Origin of the sequence: Bacillus cereus group sp. BfR-BA-01349 (genome assembly GCF_022663795.1) — a bacterium.
In the GTDB taxonomy this organism is placed as follows: domain Bacteria; phylum Bacillota; class Bacilli; order Bacillales; family Bacillaceae_G; genus Bacillus_A; species Bacillus_A cereus.
In genome coordinates this window covers 59,557-82,956 of record NZ_JAKUGE010000024.1, presented here as the reverse complement: position 1 = coordinate 82,956, position 23,400 = coordinate 59,557, and the positions used below count along the sequence as shown (strand labels likewise).

Below are 23,400 nucleotides of genomic sequence, written 5' to 3'. Positions count from 1 at the left end.
ATACAAAAACGCCATCCTTTCCTATGATTCTACAAAAAGAATAGCGTATTTTTTCATTTTAGGGGGTTTTTTGTTTTGTTAGCTTGATAGCGATGGGGAACAACCACATGGAAGTAGTTCTTTACAAAACTTTGATTCTCTTGATAAATGGTTTGAAAAAGTGAGTAAACAAGAACTAGGAGAAAATTTACTAGCTAATCGAGTGCCATCTAGCCAGTTTTTAAGTTTTGAAAAAGGAGAACTTATAGGTTTTGTGAATATTAGACATAGATTAAATCCAGAATTATTACGGGAAAGCGGTCATATTGGATATAGTGTCCATCCAAATAAACGTCGCCACGGTTACGCTACGAAACAACTAAAGCTTGCATTAGCTGAAGCGCAAAAGTTAGGATTGCAGAAAGTATTAATAACTTGCGATAAATCCAATGTTGGTTCCGCTAAAACGATTCAAAAGGTTGGAGGTATGTTAGAAAATGAAGTAGTTTCTTCTCGTACTGGTGAAGTTATTCAGCGCTATTGGATAGAAATATGATTAAGTAGGAATTTGAAAAGGTAATGCAAGCTGTAATATCGAAATAGATAAATGAAATATAGGGGATTACTGCAATTTTAGGGGGAAATGAAATGGGATTAAAAGAGAAAGCGATAGAGATGTCAGAGATTTATAGGCAAAATCCAAAAGTAGAAGCCATTATTTTAGCGGGTTCAGTAGCTAGAAAGCTTGAAGATGAACATTCAGATATAGAATTACATATTTTATGGTCAACACCGCCGGAAGATGAGGATCGTAGGGCCCCTATTTATCATATTGATGGGAAAATATTATCGTATCATCCGTATGAGGAAGAAGAATGGTCGGAAACGTATTTAACGAAAGAGGGAATTAAATTAGAGATTAGTAACTTTTTAACAGAGACAGTAGAGAAAGTGATTTCGGATGTGGTGAATCAATATGATATAAGTTATGAAAAACAATGTATTGTATCATCCATTCATGATGGTGTTAGTTTGTATGGAGAAGGGAAAGTGAATGAATTAAAAGAAAAAGTAGCGGCATATCCAGATGAACTAGTAAAACGGATGATTTCAGAAAATCTATGGTTAAGTAATCGTTGGCACAATCGAAAGGCGCTTTTAAAACGGAAAGATTGGCTTATGCTTTATGACGTTATTTGCGAAGTACAAAGGAACGTATTCGGTGTTTTATTTGGTTTGAATAAAATGTACGTACATCATCCAGCGTTTAAATGGATGCCTAATAATGTGGAACGAATGACTATTAAACCTGAAAAATTATATGAACGTATGGCGGACACATTAATAGGGAATCCAGAAAAAAGTGTGCAGGAGTTAGAGTTGCTAATAGAAGAAGTGTTGCAACAAGTTCATACATACGCGCCAGGAGTAAATGTGGATGAGCAAGAAAAATCTATTTTTTGTTTTGTGAAATAGAAAATAGTGATAAGGGAGAAGTTATGGGTTTTTTTAATAGGTTTTTTAAAAAAGTTGAAAAAGTAAATGAGCAAGAAGCTACTCTTCATGAATTAAGTGAAGAATTGTATGTTGAATCACCGGTAGAGGAAGCGACTAGTTACTGGGTATCAATGGCACAAAATATAATTGTTAATGCTGTAAAGGCGGCTGACAATGATGTGGAACGTGCCTTCGTATTATTGAACTTGAAGAAAGGTGAGGCCTCATTTGATATTTTTTATCAAATAAATGGGCAATTGTATTTCTGGGATCAGCTCGAAAATGAGACGATAAGAAATACAATTCAGAACGAGTTGTTACCGCAAGCTCCAGAAGTTTCAAATGCAGTAAATGAGCAATTTCGTGAAGCTGATCACCCTATAATTTCGTTCGCACAATTGCAGTTTGAATGGGAAACGAAAGCCTGGTTCTCACATATAATTTGGGAAGATAACCTTGCTGCTCAATTGCCCAAAACTCAAATTCTAAATGAATGGTTTCGTGTAATTAAAGAAGAAACGAAAAATAGACCACTGGATAGTGATGTGAAATTTTCTTGGTATCCATTAAACTCTTAAAAAACTAATACAGAGAGACAGGTTATGTTTCTAGATGATTTGTATTATTGAATAAGTATCAATAATACGTAATTCTTTTTCTATTGCCTATTAGAATTCGTTATGTACTAATCCACCTGTTTTCTAAACTAAAACTTACATTTTGAATTTTTAAATAGATTGTAATACATAAAAATTCAAAATATAAGTTGACACTATTTTTAATGTGTGATAAAAATGATAGTAATCAATTCGGAAAATAATATTTGGGCAATGAAAGGGTATAGTAGTGAATATCTCCCTATTTCAGAGAGCTGATGGTTGGTGTGAATCAGTATATAGATTATTCATGAAGTTCGTCCTGGAGCATCTTTCATAAATCTCACATTATGAGGAAATGAAAGACGGTAGTTTATACCGTTATCAAATAAAGTGGTGAAGATTTTTCACAACTAGGGTGGTACCGCGATATTTATCGTCCCTACGTATTTACGTAGGGACGTTTTTTATTTAGGGCCTAACTTTGGTGTGGCTTCATAACTAGGGTGGTACCGCGATATTTTATCGTCCCTACGTTTTTGCGTAGGGGCGTTTTTATTTAGGTGGTTTCTTAGTATTCTTCACAACTAGGGTGGTACCGCGATATTTTTGTCGTCCCTACGTATTTACGTAGGGGCGTTTTTTTATTATTAGGGAGGAAGTGAACGTATTAGAAAAGAGTATTGATAGAACAATATAAATACCGAATTGTAACAAAGAAAAAGAGACAGAGAGGAGATTAACAAATGAATTCACAGCAATGGACATCGAAATTAGGTTTCGTATTAGCTGCAGCAGGTTCAGCGATTGGTCTAGGGGCGATTTGGAAGTTCCCGTACATGGCCGGAATTGGAGGGGGCGGCGCGTTCTTCCTTATTTTCATCGGTTTCACATTATTAATTGGTTTACCACTATTATTAGCTGAATTCGTTATCGGAAGAAGTACACAAAAAGAGGCCGTTGATGCATATAGAGAAATCGCACCAAAAACATTATGGCCATGGTTAGGGAAATTAGGAATTGTAACTTGTTTCATACTACTTTCTTTCTACAGTGTTGTAGGAGGCTGGATTTTATTATACTTATGGAATGCAATTACAGGTAGACTATGGGAAGGAAATGGGGCATACGAAGCTACGTTTGGTGAAATCATTTCCAATCCATATTTAGCAGTTGGGTCACAGCTATTATTCATCCTAATTACTATTTTCATCGTAAGTAAAGGTGTACAAAATGGTGTTGAAAAAGTAAATAAATATTTCATGCCAGCATTATTCGTTTTATTCTTTGTTTTAATCGTTCGTGCACTTACGTTAGATGGTGCTGGAGAAGGAGTTCGTTTCTTCTTACAACCTGACTTCTCACATGTAACATCAGAAGTTATATTATACGCAATGGGGCAATCGTTCTTCTCATTATCTGTCGGGGTAGCCGTTATGGTAACGTATAGCTCATACTTACCGAAAGAAGAAAGCTTACCACGTTCAGCATTTTCTATCGTAGCCTTAACTCTTGTTATTACATTACTTGCAGGACTTGCAATTTTCCCAGTAGTGTTCGCATTTGGAATGGAACCATCTCAAGGACCTGGGCTATTATTTATCGTACTGCCAGCTATTTTCAGTAAAATGGCATTCGGAAAATTATTCTTCATCGTTTTCTTATTACTATTCTTCTTTGCTACTATTACATCAGCAATTTCGATGTTAGAAATTAGTGTTGCATCGTTAACATCAAAAGGTAAAGGGAAACGTGAAAAAATGGCCTTAATCGTAGGGTTATTAATCTTCGTTGTTGGGGTACCATCAGCATTATCATTCGGTATATTAAGTGATCTGAAGATTTTCGGGAAGACAGTCTTTGATTTAGCGGACTATGCAGTAAGTAACGTATTAATGCCACTTGGTGTATTATTAGTTTCTATCTTTGTTCCTTTAAAAATGAAGAAAGATGTATTAATGAAAGAGCTAGGTGTAAGTAAAAATAAAGGATACAAACTATTTGTGTTATGGTTATTCTTACTTCGCTTTATCGCACCAATTGCGATTATTATCGTATTCTTAAATGTACTTGGCATTATATAAATAGAAAGGTAGCGTATCATACAAAGATACGCTACCTTTTTATTTTGCTCTTTTTTGCAGTTCGTTTACCGTTACGAACTGATATCCCTTCTTAGATAAAGAATCTAAAATACCTTCAATCGTTTGTAAATTTTCATTAGACTCATCATACATAGAATGCAATAAAATGATAGAACCTGGTTTTACATTTTTATTAACATATTTAATTTTATCAGCCGCAGATTTATAAAAAGTATCGGGCTCAAGATCCCATATAATCGTTTCGATATTATTTTTATTTAAATAATAGGGTAGTCCAATTAATTTTTTTCCGTTAGGGGGCCTAAAATCAATTGCGTCTGTAAATCCTGTTTGGCGGATTAATGAATTCGTTTTTTCTATTTCATCTTTAATAAAAGAAGGTGTTTTGAAAACCATTCTATTATGAGAATATGTATGGTTTCCAAGTTGGTGCCCAGATTGCGCGATAGCTTCTCCTAACGATAGATTTTTCTCTAATTCATTTCCAATTAAAAAGAAAGTAGCTTTAGCGTTGTATTTATCTAGTAGCGGTAATATTTGTTTTACATTGTTAGTAGGGCCATCATCAAAAGTTAAAGCGATCACTTTTTCATTTGTTTCTACGCGTTGTGTTAAATCTCCAAATAATTGAAAGCTTCTTGCGTTCATCAATTTGTATGTTCCGAATAATGCCGTGATAATAAAGAATAGTGTAACGATCGTAATGATAATTTTTTTCTTCATAACGTAACCTCACAATGATTTTTGATTCAATTAAAAAGTATTATATCAAACTAAGTAATTTCGTGCTTTAAGAAGGGTGTGGATGCAAGGAGAAGGAATTTATCATATAATAAAATGCAAAAGGTATATTAGGAGGTGTTTATATGGCGATTATAATTCAATTGCCAGACACTGCAACGTCTCATGCAAAGCCAAGTATGGAAATGGCGATACTTTGCGTGAGGTAGACAAGTAATATACAATCGCCTATATGAGCTCGTATCATTTTTTATATTTGGCTTTGCACCTTATTGAAATGAACCATAAAAAATAAGGGGCGAGCAGAAATGAAATACGTAAAAGCTAATGCTGTTTTACCGGAGAGTTTAATTACTGAAATTCAAAAGTATATACAAGGTGAAACAATTTACATTCCGAAACAAGAAACGAAACATTATAAATGGGGTACACGATCTGGCGGAAGAAAACAATTAGATGAAAGAAATAAAGCAATTAAAGAAGCGTTTAAAAGTGGGATTGCTATTCATCAACTTGCAGAAGAATATTTTCTTTCTGGGGAAACGATTAAAAAGATTGTGTATTCTAAATAAGAGGAAAAGAGTCTGATTCATATATTACTTTGAATCAGACTCTTTTTGTTTTATATGTATTGGATATATGAAGTGTGAACGGGCATGATAATAGAAAAAATGTGCCGTTTTTTTTATTAAATGCTATACAGAACATTTGAAGAGTAGAAAGGTGAACATATATGAATCATATTGGACAAATAACGATAGAGCTTTTAATTGGTTTTTTTGTTCTATTAATTGCTACAAAAATATTAGGGAAAACACAAATATCTCAGCTAACGCCCTTTGATTTTATTTCTGCAATCGTCCTAGGTGAGCTCGTTGGAAATTCAATATATGATCCTAAAATTAAAGTATGGTCTATTTTATATTCAGTATTTGTTTGGGTAATTTTAATTTATACTATTGAAGTGATAACACAAAAAGTAAGAGGGACAAGAAGGTTTTTTGAAGGATATCCTTCAATTATTATTCGTAATGGAAAGATTGATCGTGAACAATTAAGCGTAAATCATTTGGATATAAACCAATTACAACAAATGCTTAGGCAACAAAAAGATATATTTTCAATCCGAGAAGTTGAATATATGATATTGGAACCTAACGGAAACATAAGCGTTTTGAAAAAAAGTAAATACGAATCTCCTACTGTAAATGATTTAAGTTTAAAACATAAGCCTGTATACTTACCAATTTCATTAATTAGTGATGGAAAAGTAGTTAAGGATAATTTGAGGGAAGCGGGATTTGATGAAGGGTGGCTTTATAAACAAATAAAGCAAAAAGGAATTACTAAATTTGAAGACGTATTATATGCGGAATGGAAAACAGATGATGGCTTCTTTTGTCAGGAAATGCAGCGGTAGAGAATAAGTGATATATGTAATGTTTGTTTCTAAGTTATCTTTTACATATCAAAAAACGTAATCATTGTATACAATAAAACTAGATCAACAATTTGTATGGAGTGATAAAGATGGACGCGTTTATTAGAAGTGATCAATATAATTTTATAAAATCACAAGCTTATATTTTAGCAAACGGGCATGCAACGGCAAATGATAGAGGTGTAATTCAAGCGTTAAAATCGCTTGCGATTGAAAAGATAATACATGTATTTGAGAATTTAACGGATGAACAGAAAGAGTTAATTGATACGGTATTAACAGTTCAAAATAGAGAAGATGCAGAATCATTTTTAATGAAAATAAATCCGTATGTAATTCCGTTTCAAGAAGTTACAGCACAAACATTAAAAAAGTTATTTCCTAAGGCGAAAAAGTTAAAACTTCCTGATATGGAAGAAATGGATATGAAAGAAATATCTTATTTAAGCTGGATTGATAAGGGATCAAGCAGGAAATTTATTATAGCGAAAAATGATAAAAATAAATTTGTTGGTCTGCAAGGAACTTTCCAAAGTTTAAATAAAAAAAGCATTTGTTCATTATGTCATGGGCATGAAGAAGTAGGAATGTTTTTAGTTGAAATTAAAGGCGATGTACCAGGAACTTTCGTTAAAAAGGGAAACTACATTTGCAAAGATGGTGTAGCTTGCAATCAGAATATGAAATCGCTAGATAAATTGAACGATTTTATTGACCGCTTGAAGAAATAACGAGAAAACCTCTAGTATTTAAACTGGAGGTTTTTATTTTTTGAAGAAGTAAAATAAGCTTTCTTTGTAAATGTAGATTTATAATGAAATTTGATAAAAATATCTATTATGATACAGTTGCTTATATGCAAGGAGGTAAAACATGGATTACCTTTTATCGAAAGAAAAAGTGAAGCGATGGCCCAAAGATATGATAGCGGCGGGGCGTTGTCATACTGTTGGCCTTAAATTGGATGGCACGGTAGTAGCGGTGGGCCGGAATAAAGAAGGTGAATGTAATGTAAGTGGCTGGCGAGATATTGAAGCAGTCGCAGTGGGCAATGTTCATATGGCAACGAACACGGGTAATGCTCATACAATCGGTCTTACATGTGACAGTACTACGGTAGCAGTGGGTTGGAATAAGCATGAACAATGTGATGTAAACGATTGGCATAATATTGTAGCGGTTGCGGCAGGGTGGCGTCGTACTATTGGCCTTAAATCGGATGGCACGGTAGTAGCGGTGGGCCGAAATAAAGAAGGAGAATGCAATGTAAGCAGTTGGCAAGGTATTGTGGCAGTCACAGCGGGTGACTGGCATACAGTCGGTCTTAAATTGGACGGCACATTGACGACTGTGGGGAATAATCGATATGGTCAATGCGATGTAAGTAGCTGGCGAGGTATTGTAGCGGTCAAGGCTGGGTATCTTCATACTGTTGGTCTTAAACGAGACGGTACGGTGACAGCAGTGGGGAATGATAAACATAACCAGTGTGATGTAAGTGGCTGGATAGATATTGTAGCAATAGCGGCTGGTACGAATCATACAATCGGACTAAAATCAGATGGTACCGTGCTGGCAGTGGGCTGGAATGAGCATGGTCAATGTAACGTAAGTGATTGGCGCGATATTGTAGCGATAGCGGCTGGTTGTGCACATACAGTCGGACTAAAATCAGACGGCACGGTGGTCGCGGTAGGTAATAATGAATTTGGCCAATGCGATGTAGGTAGCTGGCGCGACATTCGGTTGCCTGGCAAATAGTCAATTTACAATCAATGATTAGTAAGATTATTCTATTTTAGGAGTAATTATGGAATAGGATATGTAGAAAATAATTAAACTTAAATCTACTGAATAAGAATCTCTTTTGAAAAGGGATTCTTATTATTTTTCATAAAATGAGGGTCTAAATGGAATTTTTGAACAAACTATATTTCAAAATTACAGTAGAAGATATAAATAAAGTATAGAGGAGATAAAGGAATGCTTAAAAGGTTTTTACTTTCTTTACCGGATGTTTTACTTATATGTATCGTTCTTTACATAACGTACACAAATTCTTTTAGCTTTGGACAAATGTTAGTAATTTCGATTGCAATCGGAATCATTGGTGGTCTTGTTATAAGGATTGGTAAGGATGTATTTATGTATATAAGGTGGACAATGAAACAGAGGAAATCTTGAATACGTTGTATTGCTGTTAGGAGGAGATGAAATGACTAAGAAAAAGAGTAGAGTGAAAAATGAAGTAGCGCTTTGGGCATTAACAGCGGTTGTTCTCATCATTGTATGGTACTTTTATCAAAAATAAAAACGCATCGTATTAAAAAAGCACGATGCGTTTTTATTATTTTTTTTGCCAATTTTTTTTAATAAAGTCTTCACGACCAGATTCCTTTTGCTCAATAGCATATTTCTCTGGATTCTTTTTATAGAAATGTTGGTGGTATTCATCTGCTGCGTAAAAAGGTGCAGCAGGACGAATTTCAGTCACGATTGGATCTTTAAACATACCGCTTTCTGTAAGAGCTTGTTTTGATTTTTCGGCAAGCCCTTTTTGTGTTTCGTTATGATAAAAAATAGCGGTACGATAAGATGGACCACGGTCAAAAAATTGTCCGCCATCATCAGTTGGATCGATTTGTGGCCAATATAAGTCTAGTAATTTCTGATAAGGAAAAATAGAAGGATCGAATGTAATTTGAACAACTTCTAAATGTCCAGATGTTCCAGCTTTTACTTGTTCATATGTTGGGTTTTCTACATGACCTCCTGCATAGCCAGAAAGTACTTTATGAATACCAGGAAGTTCATCAAATGGTTTTACCATGCACCAAAAGCAACCGCCTGCGAAGGTTGCGAGTTCGTATGTTTTTTCGGACATTGCTGTAATCCTCCTAAATGTATATGTTTTATATAGTATTATATAAATTGTTTTATTGCGCAATAAAAAAGATTTGAAAATATATGTTTTTTATAAACAAGATCCTCCGCTCACATCAATTAATTGTCCAGTTACCCAGCGGCTGTCTGGAGAAGCAAGGAATGCAGCAGTATCGGCAATGTCTTCTACTTCACCTAAGCGATTGAAAGCGGAAATAGTAGTAGCGTACTGCTTCATCATCGGGTCGCTCAGGAGTTCTGCATTCATATCTGTTTTAATAAATCCTGGAAGTATTGCATTCACCGTTATTCCTCGTGCTCCAAGCTGTTTTGCTAGCGTAAAAGTCATTGTATTAATAGCGCCTTTCGTCATACTATATGCAACAAAATCAGGTAAAGAAATGCGGGTGGCAGCGGATGAAATATTAATAATTCGGCTATTGTCACGTAAACGTGGCAGTGCTTGTTGAATGATAAAGAATGGTGCTTTTGCATTTACTGAAAACATTCTATCAAAAAATTGTTCAGTCGTTTCTTCAATAAAAGCACCAGGACCAATGCCAGCATTGTTTATTAAAATATCAAATTGTGTTTCACCAGTGCGCTTTTGTAATTCAGTATCTAAAGCGTTATAAAGGTTTTCTACACCGTGTAAGGATTCTAGATTTGCGCCGATAGAAAAAGCTTGGCCACCATCTGATCGAATTTCATGAACAGTTTCTTCAGCGTCATCTTTTCGATTACCGTAATGAACAGCAACCAATGCACCGTCATTTGCTAAACGTTTAGCGATCGCTCGTCCAATTCCTCGGCTTGCTCCTGTAACTAACGCTACTTTCCCTTTTAACATAGTTTCCTCATCTCCTCATAAACTTTATAAGTTTTTCTTTATGTAATAATGCGAACATACTTAAGTAATATATGAGTGTATGTAAGTAATGCATTCCAATTTTGATTTGAGAAAAAATAAATAGAATGAATTTTGATTTTTTTGAAAAAACATGTTGACAACAAAAAGAACAACGTCCTATAATACGTGTAACAAATAAAAGTTAATTAAGAATTTTCTAACTTTATATGTTGTATATGCAAAGAAGAGGAAAGTAGATGATTATGATCGTTTCAGAGAGCTACTCCAAGGCTGTGAGGGTAGTAACAATCGAATCATTGAAGATCACCTCGGAGCATCGCTTGCGAAAGGGAAACTGAGTAGAGGGCGGCGGCATCGTCTCCGGTAAAAGGACGGAGGTCTGATTGGACCTACAAAGCTTATATTTCGTGAGAAGTATAAGGAAGCTGAGTGGTAACGCGAAACTCTCGCCTCAGCAATCAAAGCTACTAAATTGTAGTAGTTGATTGCTGAGGCGAGAGTTTTTATTTTTAAAAATAGAAGAAGAGAATGCGTAGAAGAGGAGAGTAAATGATAAAGATTGTTTCAGAGAGCTGCCCCGAGGCTGTGAGGGTGGTAACAATTCAATCATTGAAAATCACCTTGGAGCACTACTTTTGAAAACTAGTAAAAAGTAGCGGGGTTGTTCCCGATAGAAAAACAAAAGTCTAATTGGACTTGCAGAGCTTATGTTTCGTGAGAAGTATAAGGAAGCTGAGTGGTACCACGATTCCCTCGTCTCAGCAATGGATTGCTACAAGTATGTAAGTAATCGATTGTTGAGACGAGTATATTTTTAAGGGTTATATACTGAATATTCTGTTAAAAATACTCATCTCAGCAATCGATGTAGAAATAGATTGCAAAAATAGAGAAAAAAGAGGAGCGATGTGAGATGGGAAACCAGTACATTTACATGAATGGGGAATTTGTAGAAAAAGAAAAGGCAGTTGTTTCAGTGTATGATCACGGTTTTTTATACGGAGACGGTGTATTTGAAGGGATTCGTAGTTACGGAGGAAATGTATTTTGTTTAAAAGAACATGTGAAACGATTGTATGAATCAGCGAAATCTATTTTACTAACAATTCCAATGACGGTAGAAGAAATGGAAGAAGCAGTTTTACATACACTCCAAAAAAATGAATACGCTGATGCTTATATTCGCTTAATTGTCTCAAGAGGAAAAGGTGACTTAGGACTTGATCCGAGAAGTTGTGTGAAGCCGAGCGTAATTATCATTGCAGAACAATTAAAGTTATTCCCACAAGAATTTTATGATAATGGGCTAAGCGTTGTATCTGTTGCATCAAGACGTAATACGCCAGACGCGTTAGATCCACGTATTAAGTCAATGAATTATTTAAATAACGTACTTGTAAAAATTGAGGCGGCACAAGCAGGAGTGTTAGAGGCTCTTATGTTAAATCAACAAGGATATGTTTGTGAAGGTTCTGGCGATAATGTTTTCGTTGTGAAAGATGGAAAAGTATTAACCCCGCCATCCTATTTAGGGGCATTAGAAGGTATTACGAGAAATAGTGTTATCGAGCTATGTGAACGACTGAGTATTCCGTGTGAGGAAAGACCATTCACTCGCCATGACGTATATGTAGCGGATGAAGTATTTTTAACAGGAACAGCAGCGGAGTTAATTCCAGTTGTAAAAGTTGATTCGAGAGAAATTGGAGATGGGAAACCAGGAAGTGTAACGAAACAATTGACCGAAGAATTTAAAAAATTAACGAGAGAAAGAGGAGTACGTGTTCCCGGGCTGACGGAAAGCTTAGCATAAATAAGGAGAGGAGTTAATTGAAATGAAGCAGCAGTATACAGCGTATGAGAAGTTACAGTGTGAAGAAATGACAGGCGCTGGGCACGTGATTCAAGGTTTGAAGAAATTGGGTGTAACGACCGTTTTCGGCTATCCAGGCGGAGCGATTTTACCAGTATACGATGCGTTATACGAAAGTGGTTTGAAACATGTTTTAACTCGTCATGAACAAGCTGCCATTCATGCGGCTGAAGGATATGCGAGAGCTTCTGGGAAGGTCGGGGTAGTCTTTGCTACCTCTGGCCCAGGGGCGACAAATTTAGTTACGGGCTTAGCAGACGCTTATATGGATTCGATTCCTTTAGTTGTCATTACCGGCCAAGTTGCAACGCCTTTAATTGGTAAAGATGGATTTCAAGAAGCGGATGTTGTCGGAATTACAGTACCTGTTACGAAGCATAATTACCAAGTTCGTGATGTAAATCATGTATCACGAATTGTGCAAGAAGCTTTTTACATCGCCAAAAGCGGACGACCGGGACCAGTATTAATCGATATTCCAAAAGATGTTCAAAATGCAAAAGTCACCAGTTTTTTTAATGAAGAAGTTGATATTCCGGGGTACAAACCAGAACTTGTACCAGACAGCATGAAACTTAGAGAGGTGGCTAAAGCAATTTCAAAATCAAAGCGTCCACTTCTTTATATTGGAGGAGGTGTCATTCATTCAGGTGGATCCGATGAACTCTTCGAATTCGCAAGGGAGAACCGTATTCCAGTCGTTTCAACTTTAATGGGACTTGGTGCATATCCACCGGGAGATCCATTGTTTCTAGGGATGCTTGGTATGCATGGGACATACGCTGCTAATATGGCGGTAACAGAATGTGATTTACTACTTGCATTAGGTGTTCGCTTCGATGATCGTGTAACAGGAAAATTAGAACTTTTTTCTCCGCACTCGAAAAAAGTACATATTGATATTGATCCTTCTGAGTTTCATAAAAATGTAACTGTAGAGCATCCGATTGTTGGTGATGTAAAAAAAGCGTTACACATGTTGTTACATATGTCTATTTATACACAAACAGATGAATGGCTTCAGAAAGTAAAGGCATGGAAAGAAGAATATCCACTTTCTTATAAGCAAAAAAAATCTGAGTTAAAACCACAGCATGTGATTAACTTAGTAAGTGAATTAACGAATGGTGAAGCGATTGTCACAACAGAAGTAGGACAGCATCAAATGTGGGCTGCTCACTTCTATAAAGCAAGAAAACCTCGGACGTTCCTTACCTCTGGAGGATTAGGAACAATGGGGTTTGGGTTCCCAGCGGCAATTGGTGCTCAGCTTGCAAAAGAAGAAGAACTTGTCATTTGTATTGCAGGTGATGCTTCTTTTCAAATGAACATTCAAGAACTACAAACAATTGCTGAAAATAATATCCCTGTAAAAGTATTTATTATAAATAACAAATTTTTAGGGATGGTAAGGCAATGGCAAGAAATGTTTTATGAAAATCGTTTATCAGAGTCAAAAATTGGCTCACCAGATTTTGTGAAAGTGGCAGAAGCTTATGGAGTGAAGGGATTAAGGGCGACAAATTCAACAGAGGCGAAACAAGTGGTGTTAGAAGCATTTGCTCACGAAGGTCCTGTCGTAGTTGATTTTTGTGTAGAAGAAGGTGAAAACGTATTTCCGATGGTTCCGCCAAACAAAGGGAATAACGAAATGATTATGAAGAGGTGGGAAGAATGAGTCATACTTTTTCACTCGTTATTCATAACGAGCCAAGTGTCTTATTACGTATAAGTGGAATTTTTGCTCGGCGTGGCTATTATATTTCTTCTTTACATTTAAACGAAAGAGATACGAGTGGCGTTTCTGAAATGAAACTCACAGCAGTTTGTACTGAAAATGAAGCGACATTACTTGTTAGTCAGTTGAAAAAATTAATTGATGTACTGCAAGTAAATAAATTATAAGGGGTGTATGGAGTATGAAAACGTATTATGAGAAAGATGCAAATGTAGAGTTATTACAAGGGAAAACAGTTGCGGTAATTGGTTATGGATCTCAAGGGCATGCGCAGGCACAAAATTTACGTGATTCAGGTGTGGAAGTTGTAGTTGGTGTTAGACCTGGTAAATCGTATGAAGTAGCAAAAGCAGATGGATTTGAAGTAATGTCTGTTCCAGAAGCGGTTCGAACCGCACAAGTTGTACAAATGTTATTGCCAGATGAACAGCAAGCACATGTATATAAAACAGAAGTAGAAGAGAATCTCCGTGAAGGACAAATGTTACTTTTCTCACATGGATTTAACATTCACTTCGGCCAAATTAATCCGCCAAGTTACGTAGATGTAGCAATGGTTGCGCCAAAAAGTCCAGGTCATCTCGTTCGCCGTGTATATCAAGAAGGAAATGGTGTTCCGGCATTAGTCGCAGTGCATCAAGATGCGACGGGAACAGCGCTACATGTAGCATTAGCGTATGCAAAAGGTGTAGGTTGTACACGGGCGGGTGTAATTGAAACGACATTCCAAGAAGAAACCGAAACGGATTTATTCGGTGAGCAAGCTGTACTTTGCGGCGGGGTAACTGCACTTGTGAAGGCCGGGTTCGAAACGTTAACGGAAGGTGGATATCGTCCTGAAATTGCATACTTTGAATGTTTGCATGAATTAAAGCTAATTGTTGACTTAATGTACGAAGGTGGATTAACGAATATGCGCCATTCTATTTCAGATACGGCAGAATTTGGAGATTATGTAACAGGATCGAGAATTGTTACAGATGAAACGAAGAAGGAAATGAAGCGTGTTCTGACAGAAATTCAGCAAGGTGAATTTGCGAAGAAATGGATTTTAGAAAATCAAGCAGGGCGTCCGACGTATAACGCAATGAAAAAAGCAGAACAAAATCATCAATTAGAAAAAGTGGGAGCAGAGCTTCGTGAAATGATGAGTTGGATTCATGCACCGAAAGAATTAGTAAAGAAATAGAGTAAGAGAGTATAAATGAAAAATATGTAAGAGGGGATTTGACAAGATGAGAAGTGACATGATTAAAAAAGGTTTTGATAAAGCGCCGCACCGTAGTTTATTAAAAGCAACTGGTTTGAAAGATGAAGATTTTGATAAACCTTTCATAGCGATTTGTAATTCTTTTATTGAAATTATTCCAGGGCATAAACACTTGAACGAGTTTGGGAAACTTGTAAAAGAGGCAGTTCGTGCGGCAGGTATGGTACCATTCGAATTCAATACAATTGGAGTTGACGATGGTATTGCGATGGGACATATCGGTATGCGTTATTCTCTTCCGAGTCGTGAAATAATTGCAGATTCAGTAGAAACGGTTGTAAATGCACACTGGTTTGACGGCATGATTTGTATCCCAAACTGTGACAAAATTACACCAGGTATGATGATGGCTGCACTACGTATTAATATTCCGACTGTGTTTGTTTCAGGCGGCCCGATGGCAGCAGGAAAAACATCTAAAGGAGAAGTTGTTGATCTGAGTTCCGTTTTTGAAGGAGTAGGAGCTTATCAATCTGGGAAAATTTCAGAAGAAGAATTAAAAGATATTGAAGATCATGGCTGTCCATCTTGTGGCTCTTGTTCGGGTATGTTTACCGCGAACTCTATGAATTGTTTATGTGAAGTGTTAGGTTTAGCTCTTCCTGGTAACGGGAGTATTTTAGCAATTGATCCAAGACGTGAAGAGTTAATTAAACAAGCAGCAGAGAAATTGAAAATTTTAATTGAAAGAGATATTAAACCAAGAGACATTGTAACGGAAGAAGCAATTGATGATACGTTTGCGCTTGATATGGCGATGGGCGGTTCAACAAATACAGTGTTGCATACATTGGCGCTCGCGCAAGAGGCTGGATTAGATTACGATATGAACCGTATTGATGCCGTTTCAAGACGTGTACCACATTTATGTAAAGTAAGCCCTGCTTCCAATTGGCATATGGAAGATATTGATCGTGCGGGCGGGATTAGTGCAATTTTGAAAGAGATGAGCCGGAAAGAAGGAGTACTTCATCTTGATCGAATAACTGCTACGGGGCAAACATTAAGAGAAAATATTGCTGAGGCAGAGATTAAAGATAAGGAAGTTATTCACTCTCTTGAAAACCCTCATAGTGAGGAAGGAGGATTGCGTATATTAAAAGGCAACCTTGCGAAAGATGGAGCGGTTATTAAAAGCGGTGCAACAGAGGTAAAGCGTTTTGAAGGACCTTGCGTTATTTTTAATTCACAAGATGAGGCACTTGCTGGCATTATGCTTGGGAAAGTGAAAAAAGGAGATGTAGTTGTCATTCGTTATGAAGGACCAAGAGGTGGCCCTGGTATGCCAGAAATGTTAGCACCAACATCAGCAATTGCTGGAATGGGATTAGGTGCTGAGGTTGCATTATTAACGGATGGACGTTTCTCTGGAGCTTCACGTGGAATTTCAGTAGGACATATTTCACCAGAAGCAGCAGCTGGCGGGATGATTGCACTTCTTGAACAAGGGGATATTGTATGTATTGATGTTGAAGAACGCTTGCTAGAAGTAAGAGTGAGTGATGAGGAATTAGATAAGCGTAAAAAAGAATGGAAACGACCAGAACCGAAAGTGAAAACTGGCTGGCTTGGACGTTATGCACAAATGGTAACATCGGCGAATACAGGGGCTGTTCTGAAAATCCCACATTTTGATTGAGCCAATTTAAAAGAGATAAGGATGATATATAATGGTGCAAAAGGTAAAGGAGAGAGTGAAAATTGAAGATATCTTAATGGCTCATAATTGCATGAAAGATATCGTTATTAAAACACCGTTACAACGTGATACAGTTTTATCTGAGAAATATGATTGTGACGTTTATGTAAAACGAGAAGATTTACAATTAATTCGCTCTTTCAAAATTCGTGGTGCATACAATTTGATTCAAAGTTTACCGAAAGAAAAGTTACAAAACGGTGTTGTTTGTGCAAGTGCTGGTAATCATGCGCAAGGAGTTGCTTATACATGTAATTTATTGAAGATTCCGTCGAAAATATTTATGCCCACAACAACACCGAAACAAAAAGTATCACAAGTACAATTTTTCGGTGGTGATTTCGCAGAGATTGTATTAGTTGGTGATACATTCGATAGCTCTTTCCAAGAAGCACAGTGTTATTGTGAAGAAAATAGAATGACATTTGTTCATCCGTTTGATGATCCGTATGTAGTTGCTGGTCAAGGGACAGTGGCAGTTGAAATTATGCATGATATGGAGAAACCGGTTGATTATATCTTTGCGGCAATCGGCGGTGGTGGATTAGCATCAGGTGTTGGTACATATGTAAAAGGTGTTAGTCCTACTACAAAGGTTATTGGTGTAGAACCGATGGGAGCTGCATCTATGAAAGAGGCTTTTCTTCAAAATGATAATGTCGCATTAGAGAAAATAGATAGTTTTGTTGATGGGGCAGCTGTTAAAAAGGTAGGAAAGTTAACTTTTGAAACTTGTAAAGATGTAATTGATGACATCGTTTTAGTACCAGAGGGGAAAGTTTGTACGACGATTTTAGAACTGTATAAGAAAAATGCGATTGTAGCTGAACCGGCTGGTGCACTCTCTATTGCAGCACTTGATTTATACAGGGATGAAATAAAAGGTAAAACAGTTGTATGTACGCTAAGTGGTGGAAATAATGACATTGATAGAATGCAAGAAATGAAAGAACGATCTCTCATTTATGAAGGGTTAAAGCATTATTTCATCATTGAATTCCCGCAGCGTTCAGGCGCGTTAAGAGAATTTCTTGATAAAGGATTGGGGCCAGAAGATGATATTACTCGTTTTGAGTATATTAAGAAACATAATAAGGAAAATGGTCCAGCATTAGTCGGAGTAGAGTTAAAACATAAAGAAGATTATGAGCAATTAATTACTCGCTTTAAAGAAAATAATATTCAATTTATGGAGCTTAATAAAAACCCTGTTTTGTTTGATTTGCTTATTTAATAGAAGGGAAGAGTAAGCATCTAAATAAAAAAGATAGATACAAGCGAGGAAATATAGTGCTTGTTCTATCTTTTTTATAGTTAAACTAGATACTCATTAAATTCAAGAAGAATAAAGCTAGTTAACCAAAAAAATATCGCAATGCGAATAATTACATACATAGTAAATTCAAAGGTAGTAAGTTTTCGTTCACGTTTTATTTTTTTAGAAATCTAACAGAAAAAACTGAACATAAAAGTAGAACGGCTATAGACATTTTATAAATATTTTCTAACAAACTTACATTTTTTAATAAGTTTTTCAGCATGTTTATCACCTATTCTGTAAAGTAGATTACAGAGAAATAGATCTTGAGCTGTCTAGTTTCGTTTATTTTTTATTTTCCCTGTATCATCAATTTCTACATCAGTTGAAATTGTTTGTAAATATTGAAGAGCTTTTTTCTTTTCTTCCTCATTTACAGGGGAAACTTGGTTGTTGCGAATGATATAAGGATTGAATGACATTTGGACATCCTTTCCTTTAAAAGTTAAAGTTAATACGCCAGTTTCGGCGCTTTTTCCATTCACATAACTTGGGAATAAAAAGTTACCTAATGAGTAAGCGATAGGAACTTTATTATAATACTCAAACCCTTGTAACCAATGTGGATGGCTTCCGACAATCGCGTTAGCTCCTGCTTCAACCATTTTAGGTACATATTGCTTTTGGTATTCTACCGGACGGTTTGCTTTTTCAACGCCCCAATGCATATAGACGATTAAATAGTCTGCATCTTGTTTTTGTTCTTTAATTGTTTTTGTTACAAGATTTAAATCATAGCCATTCGCAACGCCAGGTTTATTCTCACCAGCTACCCAATTAGAATCAGGCATAAATCGAACGAAGGAAAGAAATTTAAACTTTTTCCCTTTTACGGTCATTTCTCGTGCAGTATATGCATCTTTTGCATTTTTTCCGGCTCCAATGTAAGGGAACTTTAATTTTTCTACGTGAGAAATCGTATCCAATAATCCATCTTGCCCATAATCAAGTGTGTGGTTATTCCCAATATTTACGATGTCATATCCAGTGTTTTTAATAGCTTGTAGTGTAGATGGATCACTTTTAATCCAAAACAATTGCCCAGGTGCTTTCTTTTCTTTCGTTGTAAATGCCGATTCTAAATTCACAAAAGAAATATCAGCTTTTTTTATTTCTTCTTTTACATGTTGGAATGGGTAATCAGCCCCATTCTTTTCGATTATAGGACGTAATTGCCAATCAAACATTGTATCACCAGAGAAGGTGAGTGTGATTTCTTGGTCTTCTATTTTCTTTTCGCTTTTTGAAGCGGTTTTACTAGATTTGTTTTGCAAATCGGGTTTGTCTTTTGCTTTTGAAATAAAAGAGTAATTGATTAATAAAACAATCGGTGTAATGAAAAAGGCTATTAACAAAAATCGTTTTAGTAAAGTTTTCATATATACCTTCCCTTTTAATATTATCCCGCAATTAAATTAACACTGAATCTATTAAAGGTAATTAAAGTTACAAAAAAACAGCGGGTTATGTAGTGGAAAACATTTGTTAATATTCTCAATATTAAGTTAACATATAGATAACCTGTAAATCAATGTATAAACCAAAATATAGAAATAAAGAATTCGAAGGGTGAAGAATGAGAAATGGTTATATTAGGAGCAGTTGTAAATGGGATTTGTATTATATTTGGTACTTTACTTGGTAAATTATTTAGTAGGATTCCAGAAAGTATGAAAGGGACGATAATGCACGCAATCGGTTTAGCGGTTACTGTGCTTGGGCTTCAAATGGCATTAAAAAGTGAAAACTTTCTTGTTGTCATACTGAGTTTAGTGATTGGTACGGTAATTGGAGAATGGTTACAATTAGAAGAAAAGTTAAAACATTTAGGGGATTGGCTAGAAAATAAAGTTGGATCGAAGGGGAAAGGAAGCATATCAGAAGGTTTTGTAACAGCTACTTTAATTTTTGCAATTGGTGCGATGGGGATACTTGGTGCACTTGACAGTGGGATTCGCGGAAATCATAATATTTTATTTACCAAGGCAATTATCGATGGATTTATTTCTATTATATTAACGACAACTCTAGGAATTGGCGTAGTATTTTCGGCGATTCCAGTTGTTTTATATGAAGGTGGTATTGCAGTTTTTGCAACACAAATTAATAGTTTTGTCCCGGAAGAATTAATGAACCAATTTATAGTGGAGATGACGGCTGCGGGCGGCATTATGATATCTGCTATTGGATTGAACTTGCTTAGTATTATTAAAATCAAGGTGGCAAATTTACTTCCAGGTATATTGGTAGTGGGTGTAATTGTTTCAATTATTTATGGTTACGGTTTGTTAGTAAATTAGTAGAGGATGGAAACACATATGGAGGAATTTCAATTTACAAAACGTGTGCATAAAATATTGGAGATTGCAGCAGAAGAGAGTGAGTGTAGCATAATTCACCCGGTCCATCTGTTTATAGGTATGTATAAAGAAGGTACAGGAGTTTGCGCTGAGTTATTTATGTATTTGTTTCATAAAGTCGGTCCAGATTTTTTAGAAAAACTTTCGTTACGAAAACGATTCGATTTACATAATCAAGAGTATAAAAAAATAGAGCAATATAAACTATCTTATAATGCGATAGAAATTTTACAAATAGCGAAGAAACGTATGGAACGCTTTCAGCAAGTAGTAATCAATGAAGGACATATTATGTATGCATTATTTCGTGTAGATACAGATATTGGTGAATTTATACATACACAAATGCAAGAAGATATATTACGTATTACAGCTGCACCGAGAGACTTAGCGGTTGATTTAAATAGTTTTAAATCTATTTATAATACATTATTTTGTCATGTAAGAAGAGCTAGTCCTTCTGATTTTGATAAGTTATCACGATTTGTGGCGGATGAATTTGGTGAACGGTGGTTACAGTCGGTTGATTATGGATTTCGGACATATAATGAAAAGTTACCTATCTATATTGCACAGCAGGAGGAAGTGATAATTGGTTTCGCCTGTTACGATGTAGTGAGAGGAAAGAAAGGATTGTTTGGTCCAATGGGCATAGCGAAACAAAATCGTGTGAAAGGTGTAGGAAAAGAATTATTGCATCATTGTTTATATAATATGAAGCAAGATGGATATGAATATGCGATTATTGGACAAGCAGGTCCCATTGAGTTTTACGAGAGAAATTGTAATGCTCGTTTAATATCGATAGATAATAAGTAACCAACTTCATCTAAAGGAGTTGGTTTTATTATGAAAATGATGTAGAGATGTAGTGGTTTTTACTAGAAAATAGCGGGTTTTGTAGTAAATCTTGCATATAAAGCAAATTACTAAACTTTTTACAAGAAAGGGTGTAGAATGGGTATCTAAAGAAAGAAGGTGTGAAAATGGCCAGCTGGAAACGAAATTTAATGATTTGTTGGCTAGGTTGTTTTACCACTGCAGCCGGTATGAGTTTAGTAATTCCTTTCTTATCTTTTTATATTGAGGAATTGGGAGTAACGGGCACTTCAAGCATTGCACAGTGGTCGGGACTTGCATTTGGTGTAACATTTTTAATGGGTGCGATCGTATCACCAATATGGGGAAAGCTTGGTGATATACATGGACGGAAATTGATGCTAATTCGTGCTAGCCTCGGTATGGCGATTATTATGACGCTTATGGGGTTTGTAACGGATGTATATCAATTAGTCGCACTAAGATTTTTAATGGGAGCAGTATCTGGTTTCCTTTCAACCGCAATGACATTTATTGCAGCAGAAACTCCGAAAGAACATTCAGGTTGGGCAATTTCCACAATTTCAACTGGTGGTGTAAGCGGTTCGTTACTTGGCCCGTTACTTGGAGGTTATTTATCTGAATTAATTGGAATGCGTCATGTCTTTCTTGTTACAGGAGCTTTTTTATTCCTTTCTCATCGTTTTTTTCTTCTTGCATGAAGAAAATCACTCTGCTCAAGCAAAAAAAACACAGCCGAAAAAAGTATGGACGATGGTCCCAGCGAAGCATTTAATTATTAGTTTGTTTGTTACAACATTTATTATTCAACTTGCTAATATGTCAGTTCTACCAATTGTTACATTGTACGTGAAAAATTTAGTAGGCCCTCATACTGCACATATTGAAACAATTGCGGGAGCAGTTATGTCAGCGACAGGATTAGCCGTTATTTTGGCAGCACCAAGACTAGGAAGATTATCAGATCATATCGGTCCTCAAAAAACGTTAGTTGTAGCGTTATTTGCTGCAGGAATTATTTTTATCCCGCAAGCATTTGTAACCTCAGCTTGGCAACTATTAATTCTTCGATTTTTATTAGGTATCGCACAAGCAGGATTATTACCTTCCGTACAAACTCTACTAAAACAACATACACCAACCCATGTTACGGGAAGAATATTTGGATATAATCAATCATTTCAGTTTTTAGGAAATATGATTGGTCCAGTACTCGGGGGACAAATTGCAGCGCATGCAGGTTTCCAATATGTTTTCTTCTCTACATCATCACTATTATTTATTGCGTGTATCTGGGTTTATTTTCATAATAAGAACGAAGAGGTATCAGAGAAACGACATTTGGAAGTTAGTTAACTAAGTGAATAAAAAAAGGATGAAGCAATGATTGCTTCATCCTTTTCTTTAAAATTTAAGACATAGATAGCTTAATGTACCAAGCTCATAACTACGGTGAATGACTTCACCGCTATTTTCACCACTTCCCATAGCGATAAATAAAGGAACAAAATGTTCTGCTCTTGGTACTGCTAATTGTGCATGAGGAGCATTTTTTTCCCAATTAAACAATGCATCTTTATCGTTATTCTGCATATGTTTAATAATCCAATCATCAAATTCAATTGCCCATTTTTCAGGTGTAGTTTGATTCCATTTCAGTGCTCGTAAGTTATGGACGGTAACACCACTCCCGATTACTAAAATATCTTCTTGTCCGAGTCCTTTAAGTGCTTCTCCAATTTTAAATTGTTCTTTTGCAGAAAGGAATGGATTTACTGATATTTGCACGACAGGAATATTTGCTTCTGGATACATGCGGTGCAGGAGTGTCCATGAACCATGATCTAAACCTCTCGTCATATTATGATGGACTGAAATACCTTTGTTCTTAAATTTTGTTTCTAACATAGATGCAATGCTAGAAGAGCCTTTCGCACGATATTTGATTTCGTATAACTCAGGGGGAAAACCTCCAAAATCATAAATTGTTTCATACTCGTTATCTGATGAGGAAATCGTTAATACTTCACTTTCCCAGTGAGCAGTGAAAATAACAATTGCTTTCGGTTTATATGTTTCTCCAAGTGTTTTTAAAAATCGTGTATAGTCTGTATCTTGAATAGCGAGCATAGGCGAACCATGTGCTAAAAATAATGATGGCATCATAATAGTAGAAACCTCCTAAAAAT

General features: G+C 35.9%; 21 protein-coding genes, 3 pseudogenes and 2 other annotated features. Of the genes and pseudogenes, 18 read left to right on the top strand and 6 right to left on the bottom strand.

The features are described from left to right. Positions 1–94: 94 nt before the first annotated feature. From MR169_RS15065 to MR169_RS15050, 4 genes and pseudogenes are all read left to right on the top strand, one after another. Positions 95–535 (top strand): annotated as a pseudogene (locus tag MR169_RS15065) (GNAT family N-acetyltransferase); the annotation flags it as partial. A gap of 92 nt (positions 536–627) precedes the next feature. Beyond that, the gene (locus tag MR169_RS15060; protein ID WP_137074616.1) at positions 628–1,455 is read left to right on the top strand and encodes a DUF4037 domain-containing protein; all 828 of its coding nucleotides are present in this window, start codon (positions 628–630) and stop codon (positions 1,453–1,455) included. A 23-nt stretch (positions 1,456–1,478) separates the two neighbouring features. Next, positions 1,479–2,054 (top strand): hypothetical protein, encoded by a 576-nt coding sequence (locus tag MR169_RS15055; protein WP_242319616.1) that lies wholly within the window; start codon positions 1,479–1,481, stop codon positions 2,052–2,054. Positions 2,055–2,297: 243 nt separating this feature from the next. Beyond that, positions 2,298–2,519, top strand: a binding site (T-box leader). Positions 2,520–2,818: 299 nt separating this feature from the next. Next, complete coding sequence (locus tag MR169_RS15050) at positions 2,819–4,156, top strand: sodium-dependent transporter (protein ID WP_001088185.1); 1,338 nt, start codon at positions 2,819–2,821, stop codon at positions 4,154–4,156. 39 nt (positions 4,157–4,195) lie between these two features. Here the strand turns inward: MR169_RS15050 and MR169_RS15045 are convergent, their stop codons facing one another. Then, positions 4,196–4,900, bottom strand: a complete 705-nt coding sequence (locus MR169_RS15045; RefSeq protein ID WP_000726856.1) for a polysaccharide deacetylase family protein — start codon at positions 4,898–4,900, stop codon at positions 4,196–4,198. A 326-nt stretch (positions 4,901–5,226) separates the two neighbouring features. Here MR169_RS15045 and MR169_RS15040 point away from each other — a divergent pair, with 326 nt between their 5' ends. The 5 genes from MR169_RS15040 to MR169_RS15020 all read left to right on the top strand — a co-directional run bounded on the left by MR169_RS15040 (position 5,227) and on the right by MR169_RS15020 (position 8,543). Further along, positions 5,227–5,490, top strand: coding sequence for a CD3324 family protein (locus MR169_RS15040; protein WP_000878325.1), 264 nt, complete (start codon positions 5,227–5,229; stop codon positions 5,488–5,490). Between the two features lie 161 nt (positions 5,491–5,651). Further along, positions 5,652–6,338, top strand: coding sequence for a DUF421 domain-containing protein (locus MR169_RS15035; RefSeq protein ID WP_001015535.1), 687 nt, complete (start codon positions 5,652–5,654; stop codon positions 6,336–6,338). A gap of 110 nt (positions 6,339–6,448) precedes the next feature. Continuing rightward, on the top strand, positions 6,449–7,090 hold the full coding sequence (locus tag MR169_RS15030) for a FusB/FusC family EF-G-binding protein (protein ID WP_242319615.1): 642 nt from the start codon (positions 6,449–6,451) through the stop codon (positions 7,088–7,090). Positions 7,091–7,232: 142 nt separating this feature from the next. Beyond that, positions 7,233–8,120 (top strand): RCC1 domain-containing protein, encoded by an 888-nt coding sequence (locus MR169_RS15025; RefSeq protein ID WP_242319614.1) that lies wholly within the window; start codon positions 7,233–7,235, stop codon positions 8,118–8,120. A 222-nt stretch (positions 8,121–8,342) separates the two neighbouring features. After that, the gene (locus MR169_RS15020) at positions 8,343–8,543 is read left to right on the top strand and encodes a hypothetical protein (protein ID WP_000919320.1); all 201 of its coding nucleotides are present in this window, start codon (positions 8,343–8,345) and stop codon (positions 8,541–8,543) included. Between the two features lie 163 nt (positions 8,544–8,706). On the opposite strand, the gene msrA is transcribed toward MR169_RS15020, so the two are convergent. Next, positions 8,707–9,243, bottom strand: coding sequence for a peptide-methionine (S)-S-oxide reductase MsrA (gene msrA / locus MR169_RS15015; protein WP_044795698.1), 537 nt, complete (start codon positions 9,241–9,243; stop codon positions 8,707–8,709). A 90-nt stretch (positions 9,244–9,333) separates the two neighbouring features. After that, the gene (locus MR169_RS15010) at positions 9,334–10,092 is read right to left on the bottom strand and encodes an SDR family oxidoreductase (protein ID WP_000911808.1); all 759 of its coding nucleotides are present in this window, start codon (positions 10,090–10,092) and stop codon (positions 9,334–9,336) included. 545 nt (positions 10,093–10,637) lie between these two features. Beyond that, positions 10,638–10,877: a binding site (T-box leader), on the top strand. Positions 10,878–11,026: 149 nt separating this feature from the next. Here MR169_RS15010 and ilvE point away from each other — a divergent pair. From ilvE to ilvA, 6 genes are read left to right on the top strand one after another with little or no spacing between them, the layout of a single operon-like run. Beyond that, on the top strand, positions 11,027–11,926 hold the full coding sequence (gene ilvE, locus MR169_RS15005; RefSeq protein ID WP_000528156.1) for a branched-chain-amino-acid transaminase: 900 nt from the start codon (positions 11,027–11,029) through the stop codon (positions 11,924–11,926). A gap of 22 nt (positions 11,927–11,948) precedes the next feature. Further along, positions 11,949–13,664 carry an acetolactate synthase large subunit gene (ilvB, locus tag MR169_RS15000; RefSeq protein ID WP_044795700.1) on the top strand — a complete coding sequence of 572 codons (1,716 nt, stop codon included), beginning with the start codon at positions 11,949–11,951 and terminating at the stop codon, positions 13,662–13,664. Next, positions 13,661–13,891 carry an ACT domain-containing protein gene (locus MR169_RS14995; protein WP_000019916.1) on the top strand — a complete coding sequence of 77 codons (231 nt, stop codon included), beginning with the start codon at positions 13,661–13,663 and terminating at the stop codon, positions 13,889–13,891. The genes ilvB and MR169_RS14995 overlap by 4 nt, the downstream gene beginning before the upstream one ends. Before the next feature lie 14 nt (positions 13,892–13,905). Beyond that, positions 13,906–14,913, top strand: a complete 1,008-nt coding sequence (gene ilvC / locus MR169_RS14990) for a ketol-acid reductoisomerase (RefSeq protein ID WP_242319613.1) — start codon at positions 13,906–13,908, stop codon at positions 14,911–14,913. A 46-nt stretch (positions 14,914–14,959) separates the two neighbouring features. Then, the gene (gene ilvD / locus MR169_RS14985; protein ID WP_242319612.1) at positions 14,960–16,633 is read left to right on the top strand and encodes a dihydroxy-acid dehydratase; all 1,674 of its coding nucleotides are present in this window, start codon (positions 14,960–14,962) and stop codon (positions 16,631–16,633) included. Positions 16,634–16,664: 31 nt separating this feature from the next. After that, positions 16,665–17,927, top strand: a complete 1,263-nt coding sequence (gene ilvA / locus MR169_RS14980; protein WP_000250322.1) for a threonine ammonia-lyase IlvA — start codon at positions 16,665–16,667, stop codon at positions 17,925–17,927. 80 nt (positions 17,928–18,007) lie between these two features. On the opposite strand, the pseudogene MR169_RS14975 reads toward ilvA, so the two are convergent. Beyond that, a pseudogene (locus tag MR169_RS14975) lies at positions 18,008–18,234 on the bottom strand (hypothetical protein). A 52-nt stretch (positions 18,235–18,286) separates the two neighbouring features. After that, positions 18,287–19,390 (bottom strand): CapA family protein, encoded by a 1,104-nt coding sequence (locus MR169_RS14970; RefSeq protein ID WP_242319611.1) that lies wholly within the window; start codon positions 19,388–19,390, stop codon positions 18,287–18,289. A gap of 204 nt (positions 19,391–19,594) precedes the next feature. Between MR169_RS14970 and MR169_RS14965 the strand changes: the two genes are divergently transcribed. From MR169_RS14965 to MR169_RS14955, 3 genes and pseudogenes are all read left to right on the top strand, one after another. Continuing rightward, positions 19,595–20,311: a DUF554 domain-containing protein gene (locus MR169_RS14965; RefSeq protein WP_016117577.1), complete on the top strand. Its 717-nt coding sequence runs from the start codon at positions 19,595–19,597 to the stop codon at positions 20,309–20,311. An 18-nt stretch (positions 20,312–20,329) separates the two neighbouring features. Continuing rightward, positions 20,330–21,190 carry a GNAT family N-acetyltransferase gene (locus MR169_RS14960; RefSeq protein ID WP_044795707.1) on the top strand — a complete coding sequence of 287 codons (861 nt, stop codon included), beginning with the start codon at positions 20,330–20,332 and terminating at the stop codon, positions 21,188–21,190. 167 nt (positions 21,191–21,357) lie between these two features. After that, positions 21,358–22,567, top strand: a pseudogene (locus MR169_RS14955) (multidrug efflux MFS transporter). Between the two features lie 48 nt (positions 22,568–22,615). Here MR169_RS14955 and MR169_RS14950 read toward each other — a convergent pair. After that, the gene (locus MR169_RS14950) at positions 22,616–23,377 is read right to left on the bottom strand and encodes a DODA-type extradiol aromatic ring-opening family dioxygenase (protein WP_016117578.1); all 762 of its coding nucleotides are present in this window, start codon (positions 23,375–23,377) and stop codon (positions 22,616–22,618) included. Between the last annotated feature and the right edge of the window lie 23 nt (positions 23,378–23,400).

Excerpts from the sequence above, each read along its gene's own strand:
- MR169_RS15060 (WP_137074616.1), top strand. The coding sequence starts at position 628 with ATGGGATTAAAAGAGAAAGCGATAGAGATGTCAGAGATTTATAGGCAA.
- MR169_RS15055 (WP_242319616.1), top strand. The coding sequence starts at position 1,479 with ATGGGTTTTTTTAATAGGTTTTTTAAAAAAGTTGAAAAAGTAAATGAG.
- MR169_RS15050 (WP_001088185.1), top strand. The coding sequence starts at position 2,819 with ATGAATTCACAGCAATGGACATCGAAATTAGGTTTCGTATTAGCTGCA.
- MR169_RS15045 (WP_000726856.1), bottom strand. The coding sequence starts at position 4,900 with ATGAAGAAAAAAATTATCATTACGATCGTTACACTATTCTTTATTATC.
- MR169_RS15040 (WP_000878325.1), top strand. The coding sequence starts at position 5,227 with ATGAAATACGTAAAAGCTAATGCTGTTTTACCGGAGAGTTTAATTACT.
- MR169_RS15035 (WP_001015535.1), top strand. The coding sequence starts at position 5,652 with ATGAATCATATTGGACAAATAACGATAGAGCTTTTAATTGGTTTTTTT.
- MR169_RS15030 (WP_242319615.1), top strand. The coding sequence starts at position 6,449 with ATGGACGCGTTTATTAGAAGTGATCAATATAATTTTATAAAATCACAA.
- MR169_RS15025 (WP_242319614.1), top strand. The coding sequence starts at position 7,233 with ATGGATTACCTTTTATCGAAAGAAAAAGTGAAGCGATGGCCCAAAGAT.
- MR169_RS15020 (WP_000919320.1), top strand. The coding sequence starts at position 8,343 with ATGCTTAAAAGGTTTTTACTTTCTTTACCGGATGTTTTACTTATATGT.
- msrA (WP_044795698.1), bottom strand. The coding sequence starts at position 9,243 with ATGTCCGAAAAAACATACGAACTCGCAACCTTCGCAGGCGGTTGCTTT.
- MR169_RS15010 (WP_000911808.1), bottom strand. The coding sequence starts at position 10,092 with ATGTTAAAAGGGAAAGTAGCGTTAGTTACAGGAGCAAGCCGAGGAATT.
- ilvE (WP_000528156.1), top strand. The coding sequence starts at position 11,027 with ATGGGAAACCAGTACATTTACATGAATGGGGAATTTGTAGAAAAAGAA.
- ilvB (WP_044795700.1), top strand. The coding sequence starts at position 11,949 with ATGAAGCAGCAGTATACAGCGTATGAGAAGTTACAGTGTGAAGAAATG.
- MR169_RS14995 (WP_000019916.1), top strand. The coding sequence starts at position 13,661 with ATGAGTCATACTTTTTCACTCGTTATTCATAACGAGCCAAGTGTCTTA.
- ilvC (WP_242319613.1), top strand. The coding sequence starts at position 13,906 with ATGAAAACGTATTATGAGAAAGATGCAAATGTAGAGTTATTACAAGGG.
- ilvD (WP_242319612.1), top strand. The coding sequence starts at position 14,960 with ATGAGAAGTGACATGATTAAAAAAGGTTTTGATAAAGCGCCGCACCGT.
- ilvA (WP_000250322.1), top strand. The coding sequence starts at position 16,665 with ATGGTGCAAAAGGTAAAGGAGAGAGTGAAAATTGAAGATATCTTAATG.
- MR169_RS14970 (WP_242319611.1), bottom strand. The coding sequence starts at position 19,390 with ATGAAAACTTTACTAAAACGATTTTTGTTAATAGCCTTTTTCATTACA.
- MR169_RS14965 (WP_016117577.1), top strand. The coding sequence starts at position 19,595 with ATGGTTATATTAGGAGCAGTTGTAAATGGGATTTGTATTATATTTGGT.
- MR169_RS14960 (WP_044795707.1), top strand. The coding sequence starts at position 20,330 with ATGGAGGAATTTCAATTTACAAAACGTGTGCATAAAATATTGGAGATT.
- MR169_RS14950 (WP_016117578.1), bottom strand. The coding sequence starts at position 23,377 with ATGATGCCATCATTATTTTTAGCACATGGTTCGCCTATGCTCGCTATT.